This window comes from Thalassobellus citreus (assembly GCF_044385915.1).
GTDB classification, from domain to species: Bacteria; Bacteroidota; Bacteroidia; order Flavobacteriales; family Flavobacteriaceae; genus Thalassobellus; species Thalassobellus citreus.
The window spans coordinates 1-16,655 of record NZ_JBISCC010000111.1 but is presented as its reverse complement, the minus strand read 5'-3'; the positions used below and the strand labels follow the sequence as shown (position 1 = coordinate 16,655).

General features: G+C 31.1%; 19 protein-coding genes. 7 read left to right on the top strand and 12 right to left on the bottom strand.

Translation table 11 applies throughout. The features are described 5' to 3' along the window. Nucleotides 1-2: 2 nt before the first annotated feature. Nucleotides 3-773, bottom strand: a complete 771-nt coding sequence (locus ACH5TX_RS02175) for a DUF3108 domain-containing protein (protein ID WP_439337919.1) — start codon at nt 771-773, stop codon at nt 3-5. A 186-nt stretch (nt 774-959) separates the two neighbouring features. On the opposite strand from ACH5TX_RS02175, the gene ACH5TX_RS02170 reads away from it, so the two are divergent. Then, nucleotides 960-1,802, top strand: a complete 843-nt coding sequence (locus ACH5TX_RS02170; RefSeq protein WP_439337918.1) for a universal stress protein — start codon at nt 960-962, stop codon at nt 1,800-1,802. Between the two features lie 24 nt (nt 1,803-1,826). Then, entirely contained in the window at nt 1,827-2,300 is a 474-nt protein-coding gene (locus ACH5TX_RS02165; RefSeq protein WP_439337917.1) for a hypothetical protein, read from the top strand. Between the two features lie 9 nt (nt 2,301-2,309). Here the strand turns inward: ACH5TX_RS02165 and ACH5TX_RS02160 are convergent, their stop codons facing one another. Beyond that, nucleotides 2,310-3,899 carry an aspartate:alanine exchanger family transporter gene (locus tag ACH5TX_RS02160; protein ID WP_439337916.1) on the bottom strand — a complete coding sequence of 530 codons (1,590 nt, stop codon included), beginning with the start codon at nt 3,897-3,899 and terminating at the stop codon, nt 2,310-2,312. A 197-nt stretch (nt 3,900-4,096) separates the two neighbouring features. Between ACH5TX_RS02160 and ACH5TX_RS02155 the strand changes: the two genes are divergently transcribed. Then, nucleotides 4,097-4,435 carry a DUF4870 domain-containing protein gene (locus tag ACH5TX_RS02155; RefSeq protein WP_439337915.1) on the top strand — a complete coding sequence of 113 codons (339 nt, stop codon included), beginning with the start codon at nt 4,097-4,099 and terminating at the stop codon, nt 4,433-4,435. A gap of 165 nt (nt 4,436-4,600) precedes the next feature. Here the strand turns inward: ACH5TX_RS02155 and dnaN are convergent, their stop codons facing one another. The 6 genes from dnaN to ACH5TX_RS02125 all read right to left on the bottom strand — a co-directional run bounded on the left by dnaN (nt 4,601) and on the right by ACH5TX_RS02125 (nt 9,969). Beyond that, nucleotides 4,601-5,719: a DNA polymerase III subunit beta gene (dnaN, locus tag ACH5TX_RS02150; protein ID WP_439337914.1), complete on the bottom strand. Its 1,119-nt coding sequence runs from the start codon at nt 5,717-5,719 to the stop codon at nt 4,601-4,603. 188 nt (nt 5,720-5,907) lie between these two features. Then, complete coding sequence (gldG, locus tag ACH5TX_RS02145; protein ID WP_439337913.1) at nt 5,908-7,575, bottom strand: gliding motility-associated ABC transporter substrate-binding protein GldG; 1,668 nt, start codon at nt 7,573-7,575, stop codon at nt 5,908-5,910. Next, on the bottom strand, nt 7,568-8,053 hold the full coding sequence (locus tag ACH5TX_RS02140) for a hypothetical protein (protein WP_439337912.1): 486 nt from the start codon (nt 8,051-8,053) through the stop codon (nt 7,568-7,570). The genes gldG and ACH5TX_RS02140 overlap by 8 nt, the downstream gene beginning before the upstream one ends. Next, nucleotides 8,050-8,769, bottom strand: coding sequence for a gliding motility-associated ABC transporter permease subunit GldF (gene gldF / locus ACH5TX_RS02135; protein WP_439337911.1), 720 nt, complete (start codon nt 8,767-8,769; stop codon nt 8,050-8,052). The genes ACH5TX_RS02140 and gldF overlap by 4 nt, the downstream gene beginning before the upstream one ends. 7 nt (nt 8,770-8,776) lie before the next feature. Beyond that, the gene (locus ACH5TX_RS02130) at nt 8,777-9,073 is read right to left on the bottom strand and encodes a putative quinol monooxygenase (protein ID WP_439337910.1); all 297 of its coding nucleotides are present in this window, start codon (nt 9,071-9,073) and stop codon (nt 8,777-8,779) included. A 2-nt stretch (nt 9,074-9,075) separates the two neighbouring features. After that, nucleotides 9,076-9,969, bottom strand: a complete 894-nt coding sequence (locus ACH5TX_RS02125) for an SAM hydrolase/SAM-dependent halogenase family protein (protein ID WP_439337909.1) — start codon at nt 9,967-9,969, stop codon at nt 9,076-9,078. A 135-nt stretch (nt 9,970-10,104) separates the two neighbouring features. Here ACH5TX_RS02125 and ACH5TX_RS02120 point away from each other — a divergent pair, with 135 nt between their 5' ends. Together ACH5TX_RS02120 and ACH5TX_RS02115 are read left to right on the top strand one after the other, a co-directional pair. Further along, nucleotides 10,105-11,058: a PhoH family protein gene (locus ACH5TX_RS02120; RefSeq protein WP_439337908.1), complete on the top strand. Its 954-nt coding sequence runs from the start codon at nt 10,105-10,107 to the stop codon at nt 11,056-11,058. A gap of 225 nt (nt 11,059-11,283) precedes the next feature. Then, nucleotides 11,284-12,231, top strand: a complete 948-nt coding sequence (locus tag ACH5TX_RS02115; protein WP_439337907.1) for a phosphoribosylaminoimidazolesuccinocarboxamide synthase — start codon at nt 11,284-11,286, stop codon at nt 12,229-12,231. Between the two features lie 246 nt (nt 12,232-12,477). On the opposite strand, the gene ACH5TX_RS02110 is transcribed toward ACH5TX_RS02115, so the two are convergent. Both ACH5TX_RS02110 and ACH5TX_RS02105 read right to left on the bottom strand, forming a co-directional pair. Continuing rightward, entirely contained in the window at nt 12,478-14,178 is a 1,701-nt protein-coding gene (locus ACH5TX_RS02110) for a DUF8740 domain-containing protein (protein ID WP_439337906.1), read from the bottom strand. Nucleotides 14,179-14,182: 4 nt separating this feature from the next. Then, nucleotides 14,183-14,674: a T9SS type A sorting domain-containing protein gene (locus tag ACH5TX_RS02105; RefSeq protein ID WP_439337905.1), complete on the bottom strand. Its 492-nt coding sequence runs from the start codon at nt 14,672-14,674 to the stop codon at nt 14,183-14,185. Between the two features lie 211 nt (nt 14,675-14,885). Here ACH5TX_RS02105 and ACH5TX_RS02100 point away from each other — a divergent pair, with 211 nt between their 5' ends. Further along, a complete protein-coding gene (locus ACH5TX_RS02100) occupies nt 14,886-15,815 on the top strand; it encodes a helix-turn-helix domain-containing protein (protein ID WP_439337904.1) in 930 nt (309 codons plus the stop codon). A gap of 58 nt (nt 15,816-15,873) precedes the next feature. Here the strand turns inward: ACH5TX_RS02100 and ACH5TX_RS02095 are convergent, their stop codons facing one another. Beyond that, nucleotides 15,874-16,110, bottom strand: coding sequence for an HAD family hydrolase (locus ACH5TX_RS02095; protein ID WP_439337903.1), 237 nt, complete (start codon nt 16,108-16,110; stop codon nt 15,874-15,876). After that, nucleotides 16,079-16,381, bottom strand: coding sequence for an HAD family hydrolase (locus ACH5TX_RS02090; protein WP_439337902.1), 303 nt, complete (start codon nt 16,379-16,381; stop codon nt 16,079-16,081). Before ACH5TX_RS02090 ends, ACH5TX_RS02095 begins: the two co-directional genes overlap by 32 nt. Before the next feature lie 32 nt (nt 16,382-16,413). Between ACH5TX_RS02090 and ACH5TX_RS02085 the strand changes: the two genes are divergently transcribed. Then, a partial coding sequence (locus tag ACH5TX_RS02085; protein WP_439337901.1) for a phosphoribosylaminoimidazolesuccinocarboxamide synthase occupies nt 16,414-16,655 on the top strand: 242 nt, incomplete at its 3' end.

Genomic DNA, 16,655 nt, shown 5'->3' with positions numbered 1-16,655 from the left:
AATTAATTTTTTAACCCAGAAACCGATTTTATTTTTAACTCACCATTACCAACAGGGATTTTAAATTTGCCATAAACAGGAATCTTATTTTCATCTGCAGTTATCCATAAAAAATTATTGTTTTGTCCTTGCAATGCATTTTTTTGATTGGAGCTTATAGCTAGTTTATAACATTCTTTATTTCCAATTGCAGTATTAATGGTTTCTTTTCCTAAAAAGGTTATTACCCCTTTAATTTCTTTACTGTCAAAAATAATTGTAATAGTTTTTTTACTGCCTTTAGACATAGTTGTATAGTCTAATAGTCTAATGTAATACATTGTAGATACAATATCCTTTGTGTTAGAACCTATAGTAACACTTCTCTTTAGTTCGTAATTGTTTTTCTTTTTTAGTGTCGATTTAACCGTTTTGGTTTTGTGACTGAAATTGTATTTTACATTTTTATGATAACCTCCTTCATTAAGGTCTCTATTATATAAATAAGGTGTTAGTGTTTTGGGGTTTACATAGCTTTCATATAAATCTCTTATTTTAAAAAAATTATCCCATTTACTATATGTAGCAGCAGTACATTTAAGTCTTAAGAGCGTCGCTTTTGATGTTTTAACAGTGCTAGTTGCCATTGTTACTTCTGCTAAGTCTGTTAATATACCAGACATATTATAAGAGGCAGTATACGTTAATTTTTCACTTGTACCAATAGCATTGTTTTGTGCTTTGATATTTAGTGTTGTAAGTAAAATAAAAATAAATAATAAGCGTGTCATCATGTAAAGCGAGTTTGTAGATATTAACGTATCAAATAACATTTATTGTGCCGAAAATACAATGCTTTAAAATATTATACTAATTTTTTTTATTTTAAGGAATGTATGAATTTATTCTCAACTGATAATTGTCATAGTTTTTACTTGTTTGGGAGGTTATATTTACTTTGTAATCAATTTTTTAGAGCTATGAAAAATATATTATTACCTACCGATTTTTCTAAAAATTCTATAAACGCTATAAATTATGCTGTTGAGTTATATAAGGATGTAGCTTGTAATTTTTATGTTCTTAATGTGCAAAAAGCTTCTTCGTTTATTAGTGATGATATGATGTCTATTTCACCATCAGCAACTATTTATAATACCATAATAGATGCCGCAAAAAAATCGATTACGAATATAATTACCCAAATTGAAACAAGTTATAAAAATAAGAATCATACCCTTTATTCAATAGTAGATTACGATAATTTTGTAGATTCTATAAACCAAGCTTCAGAAAAGTATGATATAGATTTAATTATTATGGGAACCAGAGGAGCTTCTGGTTTAGAAAAAGTAATTTTTGGGACAAATACAGTGCATGTTATGCAACGATGTAAAGTTCCTGTTTTAGCAATTCCTGATGGTTGTACTTTTACAGGTTTAAACAATATTGCTTTTACATCAAGTAATTTATTAGCATCTAATATAAAAACATTAGAGCCTTTAAAAGACTTAACATCTATGTTTGAATTTAATTTAAGTGTGCTTCATATACCTAATGAAAAACATATAGAACAAAATCAAAATAGTATTTTTGATTTTTTTAAAATTTACTTTAAGAAAGTTAAACATGAGCTTTTAGAGGTTAAAAAAGGGAATACATATGATATTGTTCATAAGTATATTGAAGAAAATGACATAAATATTTTGTCGTTTATGGATGAAAAGCATTCCTTTTTTGAACGATTCTTCACAAAACACCCTGTTGAAACATTTGCTTTTAAAATAGATATTCCATTTTTAGTAATGAAAAAAACAGATTAAAAAATCAATTAAAATATTAAATAAATGAAGAATACTCTTTTCTCAATAGCTCTTTTATGTTTATTGTTTTTCAGTTGTAATAATTCAAATAAAAAAAGTGCTTATAATTCACAAAGTGTTTTAGAACAGCTAGATAAGGATACTATTCATCCAGGAAAAAAAATGATGAAAGTATATTGTTATGCTTGTCATAATGCAACAACAACTGAAGATGCTAGATTAGCACCACCAATGATTGCTATAAAAAAACATTATATTTTAAAGGGTACATCAAAAGATGAGTTTATAAGTGATATGAAATCTTGGATTAGTAATCCAACTGAGAATAAAGCTAAGATGTTTGGTGCAGTTAGGCGTTTTGGTGTTATGCAAAAATTACCTTATCCAGATAAAGTTATTGAACAAATAGCAGATTATATTTATGAAAATGATATAGAAAAACCTGTATGGTTTGAAGAGCATTATAAACAAATGGGTAAAGGAAACAGTCTTAATTAACAAAAAATGTTAAAAGAAAAGTCCTATTAATTGCGCACATATAATTAAAAGTACCATAGCTATAGGATACACGGTTGCGTAAGCTACAGATGCAGCATTGGTTTTAGTCATAGTGTCTATAGCTGCTAACCCAGGTGTACTTGTCATAGAACCCGTTATAGTTCCTAAAAAAGTTAATGCATTTGTTTTAAAAAATAATTTAGCAATTATAGCTGTTAGTATCATTGGTAAAAGCGTAATAATGCCTCCTATTAAAAATAGTTTTATACCGTATTGTAAATAGGTTTCTACTAATGTAGATCCAGCTTTAGTTCCCACAGAAGCTAAGAATAACATTAAACCAAATTGTCTTAAAAGTTGGTTAGAGTTCCCACTCATTACCCATAAAACATTTCCCGTTTTACCAACACGTCCTAAAATCATGGCTACAATTAAAACGCCTCCGGTAAGGCCTAAATTAAAAGTTATTGAGTTTCCAAAAGAAAGTGAAACGCCTCCAACTAAAATACCAATAACAATACCTAATGCTAAAGGAAAGAAATTAGTGTCGGAAAGTTTACTTTTATTATCCCCAATTAAACTAGAAATTTGATTGGTGTTTTCTTTAGAACAAGCAATCATTAGTTTATCTCCCATTTGCAGTTTTAAACTTGGATTTGGAGATAAATCAATACCACTACGTCTTATTCGTGTTACTGATGCGTTGTAATTGTTTAGTAGATTAAGTTCTCCAAGAGGTGTATTTACTAACTCGGTTTTAGTTAATAAAAAAGATTGTATCATATATTGTGCTCCCAGAGGTATCTGAACATTTACTTCTGAACCAATAAGTAGTTCAACTCGTTTTAAAGCTTCTTTGCTACCTACAACTTTAACATAGTCTCCTTTGTGTAAAACAGTATCGTTTTGTGGAGTAAATGCTTTTCCTTCATGCATAACTCTTGAAATAACACCTTTTGTCATAGACCGTACTCTTAATTCTTCAATAGTTTTATTAATAGCACTTTCATTTTCTACAATAAAATGACTTCTTGTAATTTCCTCATAAAGACTCTGGGTTTTTGCTTCATAAGAAGCTTCTTCTTTAGGGATGTTTATTCTAAAAACTTTGGGGTATAATTTTACAAATAAAATAACGCCAATAACTCCAAAGGGGTAAGCAATACCATAGCCTATAGAAGCTAAAGGAGAATGTGTAACATCAATAGCAGTTGCTAAACCAGGAGTACTTGTTAATGCTCCAGCCATGAGACCTATAGCAATAGGTTTTTCAATATCTAAAACTAATATAGCTAGTAATGCAATAATGGCTGCTGATAAAACAATAACAACAGACATGATAACTAAATTTTTACCTTGTTCTTTAAAAGAGTCAAAAAAACCAGGTCCGGCTTGTAATCCAATAGTATAAATAAATAATATGAGTCCTATTTTTTGTAAGATATCTGGTAATGAAACACCAAAATGACCAAATAGTAATGCAACAAAAATGATAGCAGAAATATCTAAAGAGATGCCTTTTATTTTAATATTTCCAATAATAAATCCAATACATATAATTAAAAATAAAGCTAAGTAGGTTGTATTGATCAAGTCCATAGAATTCTCATTATTTAATGAATAACAAAATTACTTTATTACTGGCTAATAAAACTGACATTTATCAAGTAATGATGTAAATGTTTTTTTCTTGAGTATTATTATGAAATAATAAATAGGAGATATTTTTTTTGATTTTTTGTAACATTTATTCTCTTTTAACGTCATATTAGTATCAATCAAAAAAAATCACCATCATGAGAGAAGACAATCAATTAATTGTTATTACACATTTAAGTCAGTTAATTACTTTAATTACTGGTTTTGGAAGTTTAATTCTTCCTTTAGTATTCTGGTTAACACAAAAAGATAAAGTGTATCAAATGGATGCACATGGTAAAAATATTATAAATTTTCAGTTAAGTTTAATAGTATACTTTATAATATGTATTTCTTTAATATTATTTTTAGGCTTGGGATTATTAGGTTTTATAGTGTTAGGGATTGTATCAATCATTTTTCCTATAGTAAATGCTATAAAGGCTAGTAGAGGAGACATCCCAGTATATCCTTTTACTTTTAATTTTATTAATTAAAAAAAACGTTATCTCTTTTTAATTTTATTAGTTATTTTGTTAGTATGAGATAAGCAAAACGCTCACCAAATGGTGAGCGTTTTTATATTACAAAAGCAAAAGGTTTAGTTTGTTTAGTTTAGTTTTTTGTAAAGTGTTTTTTGCTTTTGTAGAAATAGAAAGTTATTAGCTATTAAGCATAACAGGCATAACAAGCATTGTAATAAGTTCGCCTTCATCAAGACCATCAACAGGAGTTAAAATACCTGCTCTATTTGGCATACTCATTTCTAGTTGAACCTCGTCTGAATTTAAATTATTCAGCATTTCAGTTAAAAAGCGTGAGTTGAAACCAATTTGCATATCGTCTCCTTGGTAATCACAAGTTAAGCGTTCTTCTGCTTTGTTGCTGTAATCAATATCTTCTGCTGAAATATTTAATTCGGCTCCAGCAATTTTTAAACGTATTTGATGTGTTGTTTTATTAGAGAAAATACTAACACGACGCACAGAATTTAAAAATTGAGTTCTATCAATAGCTAATTTATTAGGATTCTCTTTTGGTATTACAGCTTCGTAATTAGGGTATTTACCATCTATTAAACGGCAAATTAATTCTGAATTATCAAATGTGAATTTAGCATTAGATTCGTTGTATTCTATTGTTACTTCATCTTCATTTGCAGCTAAAATACCTTTTAATAGATTTAAAGGTTTTTTAGGCATAATAAATTCGGCAACTTGATTAGCTTTTATATCTTCACGTGTATATTTTACTAATTTGTGAGCATCTGTAGCTACAAATGTTAAACCTTCTGTTGAAAATTGAAAAAACACACCACTCATTACAGGGCGTAAATCGTCGTTACCAGCAGCAAAAATAGTTTTACTAATAGCAGTTGCTAAAACATCTCCAGTAATTATTGTTTTACTTGGGTCTTCAAGTGCTACTGCTTTTGGGAATTCGTTTCCATCAGCGTAAGCTAAAGCATATTTACCATGATTAGAACTTATTTCAATGGTATTGTTATCTTCAACTACAAACGTTAAAGGTTGCTCAGGAAAGGTTTTTAAAGTGTCTAATAATAGACGAGCTGGTATAGCTATACTTCCTTTGCTTTCACTTTCTACATCTAAAGAAGATGCCATTGTTGTTTCTAAATCACTTGCAGAAACGGTAAGCTTGGTGTGGTCTAATTCAAATAAGAAATTATCTAAAATAGGTAAGGTGTTAGAGCTGTTTATAACGCCACCTAAAACTTGTAATTGTTTTAATAAATATGTGCTTGATACAATAAACTTCATGTGATATTTTTAATTTTTTTATTACATATTTCGACTTAACTCAGTGCAAAAAATGCAACATTCATAAATAATTAAGTGAAACTTTGATTACTTATAAATGTTTCATGAAACTAACTTCGTTTAAAGAAGTAATACTACTTACAAATATATTCCAAACAGTCTATATTTGGAAACAAACTTATTAACATTTAGTGCGCGTATTTTTTCTTTCTAAAGTAATTAAAAACGAATCCGAACAGACCTAGTAATAGCAGTGGTAATGCGATGTTTATAAGTTGCCACTTTGTTTTTTTAGCAGATGTTTCTTGTTTATTTAAAAAAGCAACGGCTATTTCTTTAGAGCGAATGTTTATAAGTCCATCATCGTCTAATAGGTAATTAACTGCATTCAGTAAAAATTCTTTGTTACCATAGTTTTTTCCAGTCCAACGGTCAAAGCCTAATTCTTGCGGTTTATTTCTAACAACATCGTTTTTTATAACATCGCCATCAGCAATAACAATCATTTTGGTTGGAACACTTTTTTCTTTTTCTCCATTAAGTTTAAAAGGCTTTACTCGATTGCTATACGCCGAATTAAATTCGCCTTCTAAAAGTACTGCAAGTGTTTGTTTTCCTTTATTAAAAAGATCTGGTTTAGGTTCTTGAGTTACTACCTGTAAATTTATTTCTCTAGGTGTACCATCTAGCTTTGTTAAAGCTGCTGTTTCTAAAAGAATGGTTTTTTTTATGCTGTTTTTAAGAGTGTCTATTTGATTTGCAAAATCAAATTTTACCAAATCTAAATTGTTAACTATGGGATGTTGACTATTTGAACTTGCTAATGGTGAATATGGCCATCTTAAATGTTGAAATTGAGAATTACTTCCTTCACCCATGGCAACTGTAATAGGAGCAGAGTAAAGCGAACTAATTATTACAGGATTTATACGAATACCATATTTAAAAAATAAATCGGTTAAGTTTAAATCTCTAGGAACAGCAAAATTACTTCCACTATCATTATATAAACTGTCTTGTTCCATAGCAACTGCGTCAATAAGCCAAAGACTTTTTCCGCCATTCATGGTGTATTGATCTAAAACAAGTTTTTCTTCTTCAGAAAAAGCTTCGGTTGGTTTTGCAGCTATAATTAAATCGTAGTTTTTTAAATCCTTAAGCGTTTTTTGTGCGTTTTTAGAAACACTGTCTAGTGTAAAAGGCGCTATGTAATAATACTCACCAATTTTTTTAACAAAATCGGCAATGTATTTATCTTCTAATTCTTTGTTACCTTTTAAAATGGCTATTTTTTTATGCTTCGGTTTGGTTAGTTTATTAAATCCGTTAGCAAAAGCATATTCTAGATGCTGAACAGAATTGGTGACTAATTCTTGTTGTGTAGCACCTATTTTATTTTTAATGAGAGGAATAACAACTGTTTGATCTTTATAACTCGCTAACGCCCATGGGAAAATAACGGCTTGCGAAGATTTTCCGCTTTCTTCTACACTTAATTGCATAGGTGTGAGTCCTCGTTCGCTTAATTGCTGTATGTTGCGTTCTCGTGTTGATTCTTCTTCAAGAGGATTTATAAAATGAAAAATAATACGATTGTTTTTTGCAGAAAACTCTTCTAGCAACTGTTTAGTTTCTCGTTGAAGCCTTCTAAATTCAGAAGGAAAATCTTCGCCATCTAAAAATACATCAACAATAATAGGAGACTCTACGTCTTTAATAATATTTGTAGAAGCAACGCTAAGCGTGTAACGCCCATCCTTGGTTAAATCGAAACGTTTAAAAGCTTGATAACTTATAATATTAATAGCTATTAAAGCAATTATTAGGATTGCTATATGTTTTATTGTTTTATTCAAAGGTCTTTTCTAATTGATATTGTCTAACTGTTTTAACGGTATCATTGGAAAACTCAAGTTCAATGCATTCTTGCATATCATTAAATGCACCTGGTTTAAAGCCTAAATTATAATTCCATTTTTCTGGTGTATTTGCTTTAATGGCATCATCCCATCCATACCATTCGCTGGCACCTAAAATCGCATTAATTTCAGGCTTGCTTTTCCGAACTAACAGACTATCTTCAATAATGTTATTTAGCATTTCATAGCGAAGTCTAGGGGTTTCTTTCCAAGCTTCAGATTTAAAATGTTTTTCATGATGATAACTACTAAAAATATTCATAACAGGGTATAGAACATAAAAATAAGCAATTGGTGTTAGTACAATACTTAACAGAAATGTTAACCATTTACGTTTATCTATGGTGTTTGTAAATAGCCATACTAAAACGAATACTATTACTAATAAAATAACAAAAGTTGGTGTTAAAATCATTTATGTTCTTTATTCAAGTTTAACTTTGTAAATGCTAAAAAAAGTATGGTAATACTTAAAAAGTATATAATATCTCTTGTGTCTAGTACTCCACGGCTCATACTTTTATAATGCGTACTCATACTTAATTGTTCTATTAAATTACTTGAAGCATATTCTGCAATACCTTCAAGACCAATATAAAATATAAAGCAAAGGAATACAGCAGTAATAAACGCCACAATTTGGTTGTCTGATAATGTAGATGCAAATATACCAATGGCAGTGTAAGCAGCAATTAAAAATAGTAGTCCGAAATAAGAGCCTAAAGTACTTCCAATATCTAAATTACCTACAGGAGTTCCTAATTGGTAAACCGTATAAACGTATAATAAAGTAGGTAATAAGGCAATTAAAATTAAAATAAAAGCACCAAAATATTTACCTAAAACAATTTGAGTGTACGATATTGGTTTTGTAACTAAAAGCTCAAGCGTACCTTGTTTTTTTTCATCAGAAAAACTACGCATAGTTACTGCAGGTATAAGGAATATTAATATCCAAGGCGCTAATAAAAAGAAAGGGGATAAATCGGCAAAACCATAATCTAAAATATTGAATTCACCTTTAAAAAGCCATAAAAACAAACCGTTTAGTAGTAAAAAAATAGCAACCACCAAATATCCAATTGGTGATGCAAAAAATGAGTTTATTTCTTTTTTAAGTATGGCGTACATGTACTATTTATTTTAAACTTTCTAATTTATCAACACTCCAAGCTTCAGGTCTAATACTAAAAAGTGGTTTAGTTTTACTCCAAACGTTTTTAAATAAATCAGATTGTCTGTAAAGTTCTAAATCGGCTTCTGTTTCCCAATGGCTGTATGTAAAAAATATATTAGAATCGTTTTTGTCTCTATATAACTCTAAAAAAGAACAACCTTTAAATGCTCTTATCATCTTTTTCGAATCATCAAAATTTTTAAGAAAAACCTCTATGTTCTTTTCATTAAATCCCATTTTAACAATTCTAATAAACATAATTAAAAGCTTCTTGTTTTAGTAGCGCTTTGCAAAATATCATTTTCAATGCTACTAATAGGCTTGGTAATAAAATTAACACTTACAGTATCCATTAAACCAAGTCCCATTAAACTAGACGCACTTCCAACGGTTGCACTATTGCTTTTATAAATGGCAATTTCTAAAAAATTACCAGAATTAAAAACTACTAAGCCTCTGCCTTCATCTTGTCGTTTTTCTTCAGGTGTATCAAAATTTACAATATCACTGTATTTGTTATATATTTTTTTGAATTTATTATTTCTTGCCGAAATTTCAAAATTACGTCCCTTCTGTATGGTTTCAAAAAAGCTACGTTTAATGTTGGTAATAACATTGCCGTAATTGTCTATATATATAATATTTCCAATAATTTGCGACTTATCTTTATTTACATAAGGTACTATGTTTTTTATAGGTTTTATTTCTTTAATAGTTTTGCCAATAACCTCTAAAGTACCGCCTCGCGCTATATGGCAAGCTACATTTACAAAAACATCTAGTACAGGAAAACTGGTTTGTACTTTATCATGAATATTAATTTCAACAATTTTTTCTGGATTTATTTCAGAACAAATCATACTCATAATGCCATTGTTGGCACAAATAAAATAATGATCGTCTAACTTTAAAGCAATGTGTTTGTTTTCTGGGTTTATTTCAGAATCAATACCAATAATATGAATGGTGCCTTTAGGAAAGCTATTGTATGCGTTTTGTATAATGTAAGCCGCTTCAGGAATACTAAACGGTGAAACCGAATGTGAGATATCAACAATTCTAACATCAGGTAACTCACTATATATAGCGCCTTTTGTTGCGCCAGCAAAGTGATCTTTTTCTCCAAAATCGGTTGTTAAAGTTATGATTGCCATTGGCAAAATTGTTGATATGTTTTTAGCGTTAGGTCACTCAAATTTATGTATTTTTGAGTTTCACATGTGTGAGATACAAAACTAATAAATCATTTGGTCTGATAACACATATTTTTAAAAATTAAAACAACGCCTTTGAACGAAATCATTATCGAACTAGAAGAAATCTCTCCAAAAGAGTTTTTTGGAGCGCAGAATGTTAATATTGAACTTCTAAAAAAGTATTTCCCTAAGCTAAAAATTGTGGCGCGCGGAAATAAAATAAAAGCTTTTGGAGATGAAGAATTGCTAGAAGAATTCGACCGACGTATTACCATGCTTTTAAAACATTTTGGAAAGTATAATAAACTAGACGAAAATGTTATTGAACGTGTTTTAACAAGTCAAAGTAGCGATGATTATGCCACATCAAAACAAAGCGGCGAAGTAATTGTGCACGGTGTTGGTGGTAAATTAATAAAAGCGCAAACAGCAAACCAACGTAAAATGGTAGAGCTTATGCGTAAAAACGATATGGTTTTTGCTATTGGGCCAGCAGGTACAGGAAAAACCTATACAGGCGTTGCGTTAGCCGTTCAGGCATTAAAAAACAAAGAGGTAAAGCGAATTATTTTAACTCGTCCAGCTGTAGAAGCAGGCGAGAATCTTGGTTTTTTACCAGGCGATTTAAAAGAAAAACTAGATCCGTATATGCAACCTTTGTATGATGCGTTGCGCGATATGATTGCACCCGAAAAATTGGCGCATTATATAGAAAACGGAACTATTCAAATAGCACCTTTGGCATTTATGCGTGGGCGTACGCTTGATAATGCCTTTGTAATTTTAGATGAAGGACAAAACACAACGCATGCGCAAATGAAAATGTTTTTAACCCGTATGGGTAAACATGCTAAGTTTTTGTTAACCGGAGATCCTGGTCAAATAGATTTGCCACGTCGTACTATTTCTGGATTAAAGGAAGCCTTATTAATTTTGAAAAATGTAGAAGGTGTAGGCATGATATTTTTAGACGATAAAGATGTTATTCGTCATAAACTAGTTAAAAAAGTTATTGAAGCTTATAAGAGCATCGAAAACAGAGAGTAGTTTAAGTAGGCAGTCTAAACGTATTAAATAAAATAAAAAATATTAGAAGCTATTCCTGCTTTCAGCTATATCTTTTTTGCTTTTAATGGCAAAAAAGGATGCCGCATCAATCAGGGCTAGGGCTTTTAGTTTAAAACAATAATAGAAACTAAATGTTGCACTAAGCGCATTCTAAGTGTTTCATAAACAAATAAACTCATAAACGAATAAAAGTTTTAATAAATAATGAGTAATACAATAATAGATACAAATTTTAATTTCCCAGGTCAAAAAAGCCTGTACAAAGGAAAAGTAAGAGCCGTTTATAATATTAACGATGAAGAATTGGTAATGGTTGCAACCGATAGATTATCGGCGTTCGATGTCGTTATGCCAAAAGGTATACCGTACAAAGGACAAATATTAAATCAAATAGCCACAAAAATGATGGCAGCTACTCAGGATTTAGTTCCTAACTGGTTAACAGCAACACCAGACCCTAATGTAGCAGTAGGTCATTTATGCGAACCTTTTAAAGTAGAAATGGTTATTCGTGGTTATATGTCTGGACATGCAGCACGCGAATATAAATTAGGAAAACGCATGCTTTGTGGTGTACCCATGCCAGAAGGAATGAAGGAAAACGATGCGTTTCCAGAGCCAATAATCACGCCAGCTACAAAAGCAGAAATGGGCGATCATGACGAAGATATTTCACGTGAAGACATTTTAAAACGTGGTATCGTTTCAGAAGCAGATTACATTATTCTTGAAGATTACACCCGTAAATTATTTCAACGTGGTTCTGAAATTGCAGCATCTCGTGGCTTAATTTTAGTAGATACCAAATACGAATTTGGAAAAACCAAAGACGGTAAAATTGTTTTAATAGACGAAATACACACACCAGATTCATCGCGTTATTTTTACGCCGATGGTTATCAAGAACGTCAAGATAGAGGAGAGGCTCAAAAGCAACTATCTAAAGAGTTTGTGCGCCAATGGTTAATAGCTAATGACTTTCAAGGTTTAGAAGGGCAAACAGTGCCTTTTATGAGCGATGAGTATATTCAATCGGTTAGCGAACGATATATTGAACTTTACGAAAACATTACAGGAGAAACTTTTGTTAAGGCAGATGTTTCAAATATAGAAGAGCGTATTGAAGCTAATGTTTTGAAGTATTTGAAATAAATACTTAGAAAACTTTAAATAACAAAAAAGACCTTGTAAAAACAAGGTCTTTTTTGTTTTGTTCTTTCGAACGCATTGAGAAATCACATAAAGTTAACAGGTGCAATAATAACGCGACACCTGTACCTTAATTTCAACATGATTATTAAAAATTATAGTTAAAGTAAATATTTAGGAATTTTTGAAATAAAAAAGAGGTTGTTCAATTTTTAATAAACAACCTCTTTTTTTATAAAAACTGTTAATTTATTCTCCTAAAAAAATATAAGTATTAACACTTAATGTTTTTGGTGTAAAATCAAAAACTTGTTGTGTTACACCTCCGTTTAAAGAAACTGAAACTGTATGATTATGATCACCTGAAGAACTTATGGTAGGTGTCCCAGCTCTTCTGATATCAGGTTCGTTTGGTGAACTATCTTGTCCATTACTAGTGTCATTCCCAGTAATTCTTAATGAGTTAGTAAAAGGACCTGTTAGGTTATGAGTATGGTCTCCGTTTGTACTTGTAACTCCTGTAAGGTTAATATTCGGTAAATTATTTTGAACTATATTTTTTGAGTTGTCTCCATTTACACTTCCTAAAGCATTTCCATTTTGGCTTAAATAAGCATTGCTTGCATCTGGTAAATTACCCGATAACCCTAAACTAACTGCATTTGTTTGTTGATTAGTTGTTAAGCTAGATATAGCTTGTCCGTTTAATTGAATCCAACCAGCTGGCATAGAGCCTATAGTTTGTTTTATTTCTCCAATAAATCCAGTATCCCCAGTTTCTCCTTTAGGTCCAGTTGCACCAGTATCCCCTTGGTCTCCTTGATCACCTTTGTCACCTTTTAGTCCAGTTGCTCCAGTATCACCTTGGTCTCCTTTGTCTCCTTTAGGTCCAGTTGCACCAGTATCCCCTTGGTCTCCTTTGTCACCTTTAGGTCCAGTTTCACCAGTATCCCCTTGATCACCTTTGTCACCTTTAGGTCCAGTTGCTCCAGTATCCCCTTGATCACCTTTGTCACCTTTTAGTCCAGTAGCTCCAGTATCCCCTTGGTCTCCTTTGTCACCTTTTAATCCAGTTGCTCCAGTGTCCCCTTGATCACCTTTGTCGCCTTTTAGTCCAGTTGCACCAGTATCACCTTGGTCTCCTTTGTCACCTTTAGGTCCAGTTGCGCCAGTATCCCCTTGATCACCTTTTGGTCCAGTTGCTCCAGTATCCCCTTGATCTCCTTTATCACCTTTTAGTCCAGTTGCTCCAGTGTCCCCTTGATCACCTTTGTCTCCTTTAGGTCCAGTTGCTCCAGTATCTCCTTGATCACCTTTGTCACCTTTTAATCCAGTTGCTCCAGTGTCCCCTTGATCACCTTTGTCGCCTTTAGGTCCAGTATCCCCTTGGTCTCCTTGATCACCTTTGTCACCTTTTAATCCAGTTGCTCCAGTGTCCCCTTGATCACCTTTGTCGCCTTTAGGTCCAGTTGCTCCAGTGTTCCCTTGATCCCCTTTTGGTCCTGTTTCACCTTGGTCTCCTTTTATTCCTTGAGGCCCAGGAATTGAACTACCAGATGTTTTTGCATACAATGCATAAGGCACACTCATTAACTGGCTTGTGCTTGTAATGTTGTATGAGTTGCCTCCAATAGGATCTATTTCAGTTTTAATAAAATAAGTGTTTGCAGACCAGTCTATGGTTGTGAAGTCATCATTAGAAGTTCCGTTTCCAATTTCAATAGAAATCAAACCATTAGCATTTGTGTTTGGTTTTTGTGTTTCTGTATAAACAGTAGTTCCGCTAGCAGAACCCTGTAAGATACTAATTTGTATGCCAATAGATTTGTTGGCTAAAATTGCGTCGCTAGAATTTCTTATTATAGCTTGATAGCTTAATTTTTCCGGTGTTTGTGCTTCAATAGAAATTGAGACTAATAGTAAAATTATAATTAGGGCTAGTTTTTTCATCGGATTAATTTTTAATTATTTTAAATGTTTTGGTTGTGTGGTTATGTGTATTATTAATTTTTAGAAGATAGGTAGCCATTTCTAAGTGGTTTACATTAATCTTAGTAGTTTTATCTTTAATGGTTCCGCTGGTTATTAATTTTCCAGAAATATCAAATAGTTTGTAAGACATTGCTTTCGGTTTGAAATTATCAATTTGAACATTCAAAATAGATGTTGTTGGATTTGGATAGGTTGAAACATCTAGATTGGTTTCTAAATCTATAACCGTTAAACTTGAAGCATCAAAATTAAATTGAATGCCTTTAACAACAGAACCATTTGAATTTGTAGCATTTTGTTGCATTATTTGACCAACAGAGTAGCTAACAGAACCTCCAGTATCTGTTGTTGTATTTCCTGATGCTAATAATACATCTTGAGCATATGAAATAGTGTAGGGAAATAATACTACCGCTATTGTAAATAAGTTTTTTGTTAAAGTGCTTTTTGTCATATAAATAGATTTAATATTTGTTGCGTTTTTAATGGTATTATAATTTTTTATCGTTGAAAAGGTGTTAATAGTCGATGAAATACATAACAAATATTACAAATAAAGAATAAGTGCAATAACACTAAAAACGGAATTGCTAACACTTTTTACAGAAACTGATAAATAATACATTTAAGAATTCTATTTTTGATTAAAAAACTAACCATTAATAATGAGTACAATTATTCATATAAATTCTATTGCAGAGTTGCATAATGCATTAAACTTTGATGCACCTAATCACCCCTTAATTTCATTAGTAAATGTTTCCGATTTGGAAATAAAAGAAGAAATGATAGGAGTGAAAGTTGTAACAAACCTTTATACTATTTCGTTAAAAGATGAGCATTGTGGTATGCTATATGGTATGACTAGTTCTGATTTTGAAAGGGGGGTTTTGCTTTTTACAGCACCATACCAAGTGATTATGGCTACTAAAGCTTTGAAAAAAAATGAAGAAAATGGTTGGGTATTATATTTTCATCCAGATTTAATTCAGCAGTTTAGTTTAAGTCAAAAAATGAATCAATATAATTTTTTTGAATATGAAGCAAATGAAGCTTTACATCTCTCTGAAAACGAAAAAGACATATTGAATAATATAGCGGCTAAAATTAGAGAAGAGTACATTCAAATGATAGATAAACATAGTCAGAATTTGATTGTTTCAAATTTAGAATTATTATTAAACTATTCGCTACGCTTTTATGAACGCCAGTTTATTAGTAGGAGTATAAACAATCAAAGTATTTTGGTGGATTTTGAAAGTAATTTAAATACTTATTTAGAAGAGAGTACTCTTGTAGAAAAAGGATTTCCATCAATTCAATATTTTGCAGAAAAAATGAACTTTTCACCTAATTATTTAAGTGACTTACTAAAAAAAGAGACGGGGTATTCTATAAAAGAGCATATAAACAATTTAGTACTTAGAAAAGCCAAGAATAAATTATTAACAACTAATAACTCAATAAGTGAGATTGCATATTCATTAGGTTTTAATTACCCACATTATTTTACACGTTTTTTTAGCTCTAAAACGGGTATGACACCTACTAAATTTAGAAAAGAGGAAAATAAATATTTTTTAAAAGAATTGTAATTAATAGTTTGTTTAGCTTTTATATTTATAAATATATTATTTGATTTTTTTAATCTCACTACAAAAGTTCAATTAAATCTAATGGGTTATTTATGATGTGTTTTGCGCTGTTATCAATCAATTTTTCTTTATCTCTAAAACCCCAAGAAACACCTACAGTAAGCAAGTTTGCATTATTAGCGGTTTGCATATCAATACCTGTATCGCTTACGTAAATAATGTCTTCAGGGTTTATTCTTAAACTTTTACTTATTTCAAAGGCTTTAATAGGGGTTGGTTTTTTTATGAGCTTCAATGTTTAAACCTAATACATGTTCAAAATAATTTGGAAACAAGGCGGCAACTGTTTTTTTAGTAAGTTCGCCTGCTTTGTTAGATAAAACACTAAGTTTTAATGAGCGCGATTTTAACTGATCTAACAATTCTATAATTCCATCATACGGTTTTGTTTTAACAATGCATTGGTCGCGATAAATAGTCATCATAGCATCAAAAGCATTATTTATTTGTGCATCATCACGATGGGTTTCTGGTAAGGCTTTAATAACAAGATTCCTTAAGCTCAAAGCTAGTCGCTAAAAGCCAAAAGGAAGAAATAATGAGTAATACAATAATAGATACAAATTTTAATTTCCCAGGTCAAAAAAGCCTGTACAAAGGAAAAGTAAGAGCCGTTTATAATATTAACGATGAAGAATTGGTAATGGTTGCAACCGATAGGTTATCGGCGTTCGATGTCGTGATGCCAAAAGGTATACCGTACAAAGGACAAATATTAAACCAAATAGCCACAAAAATGATGGCAGCTACTCAGGATTTAGTTCCTAACTGGTTAACAGC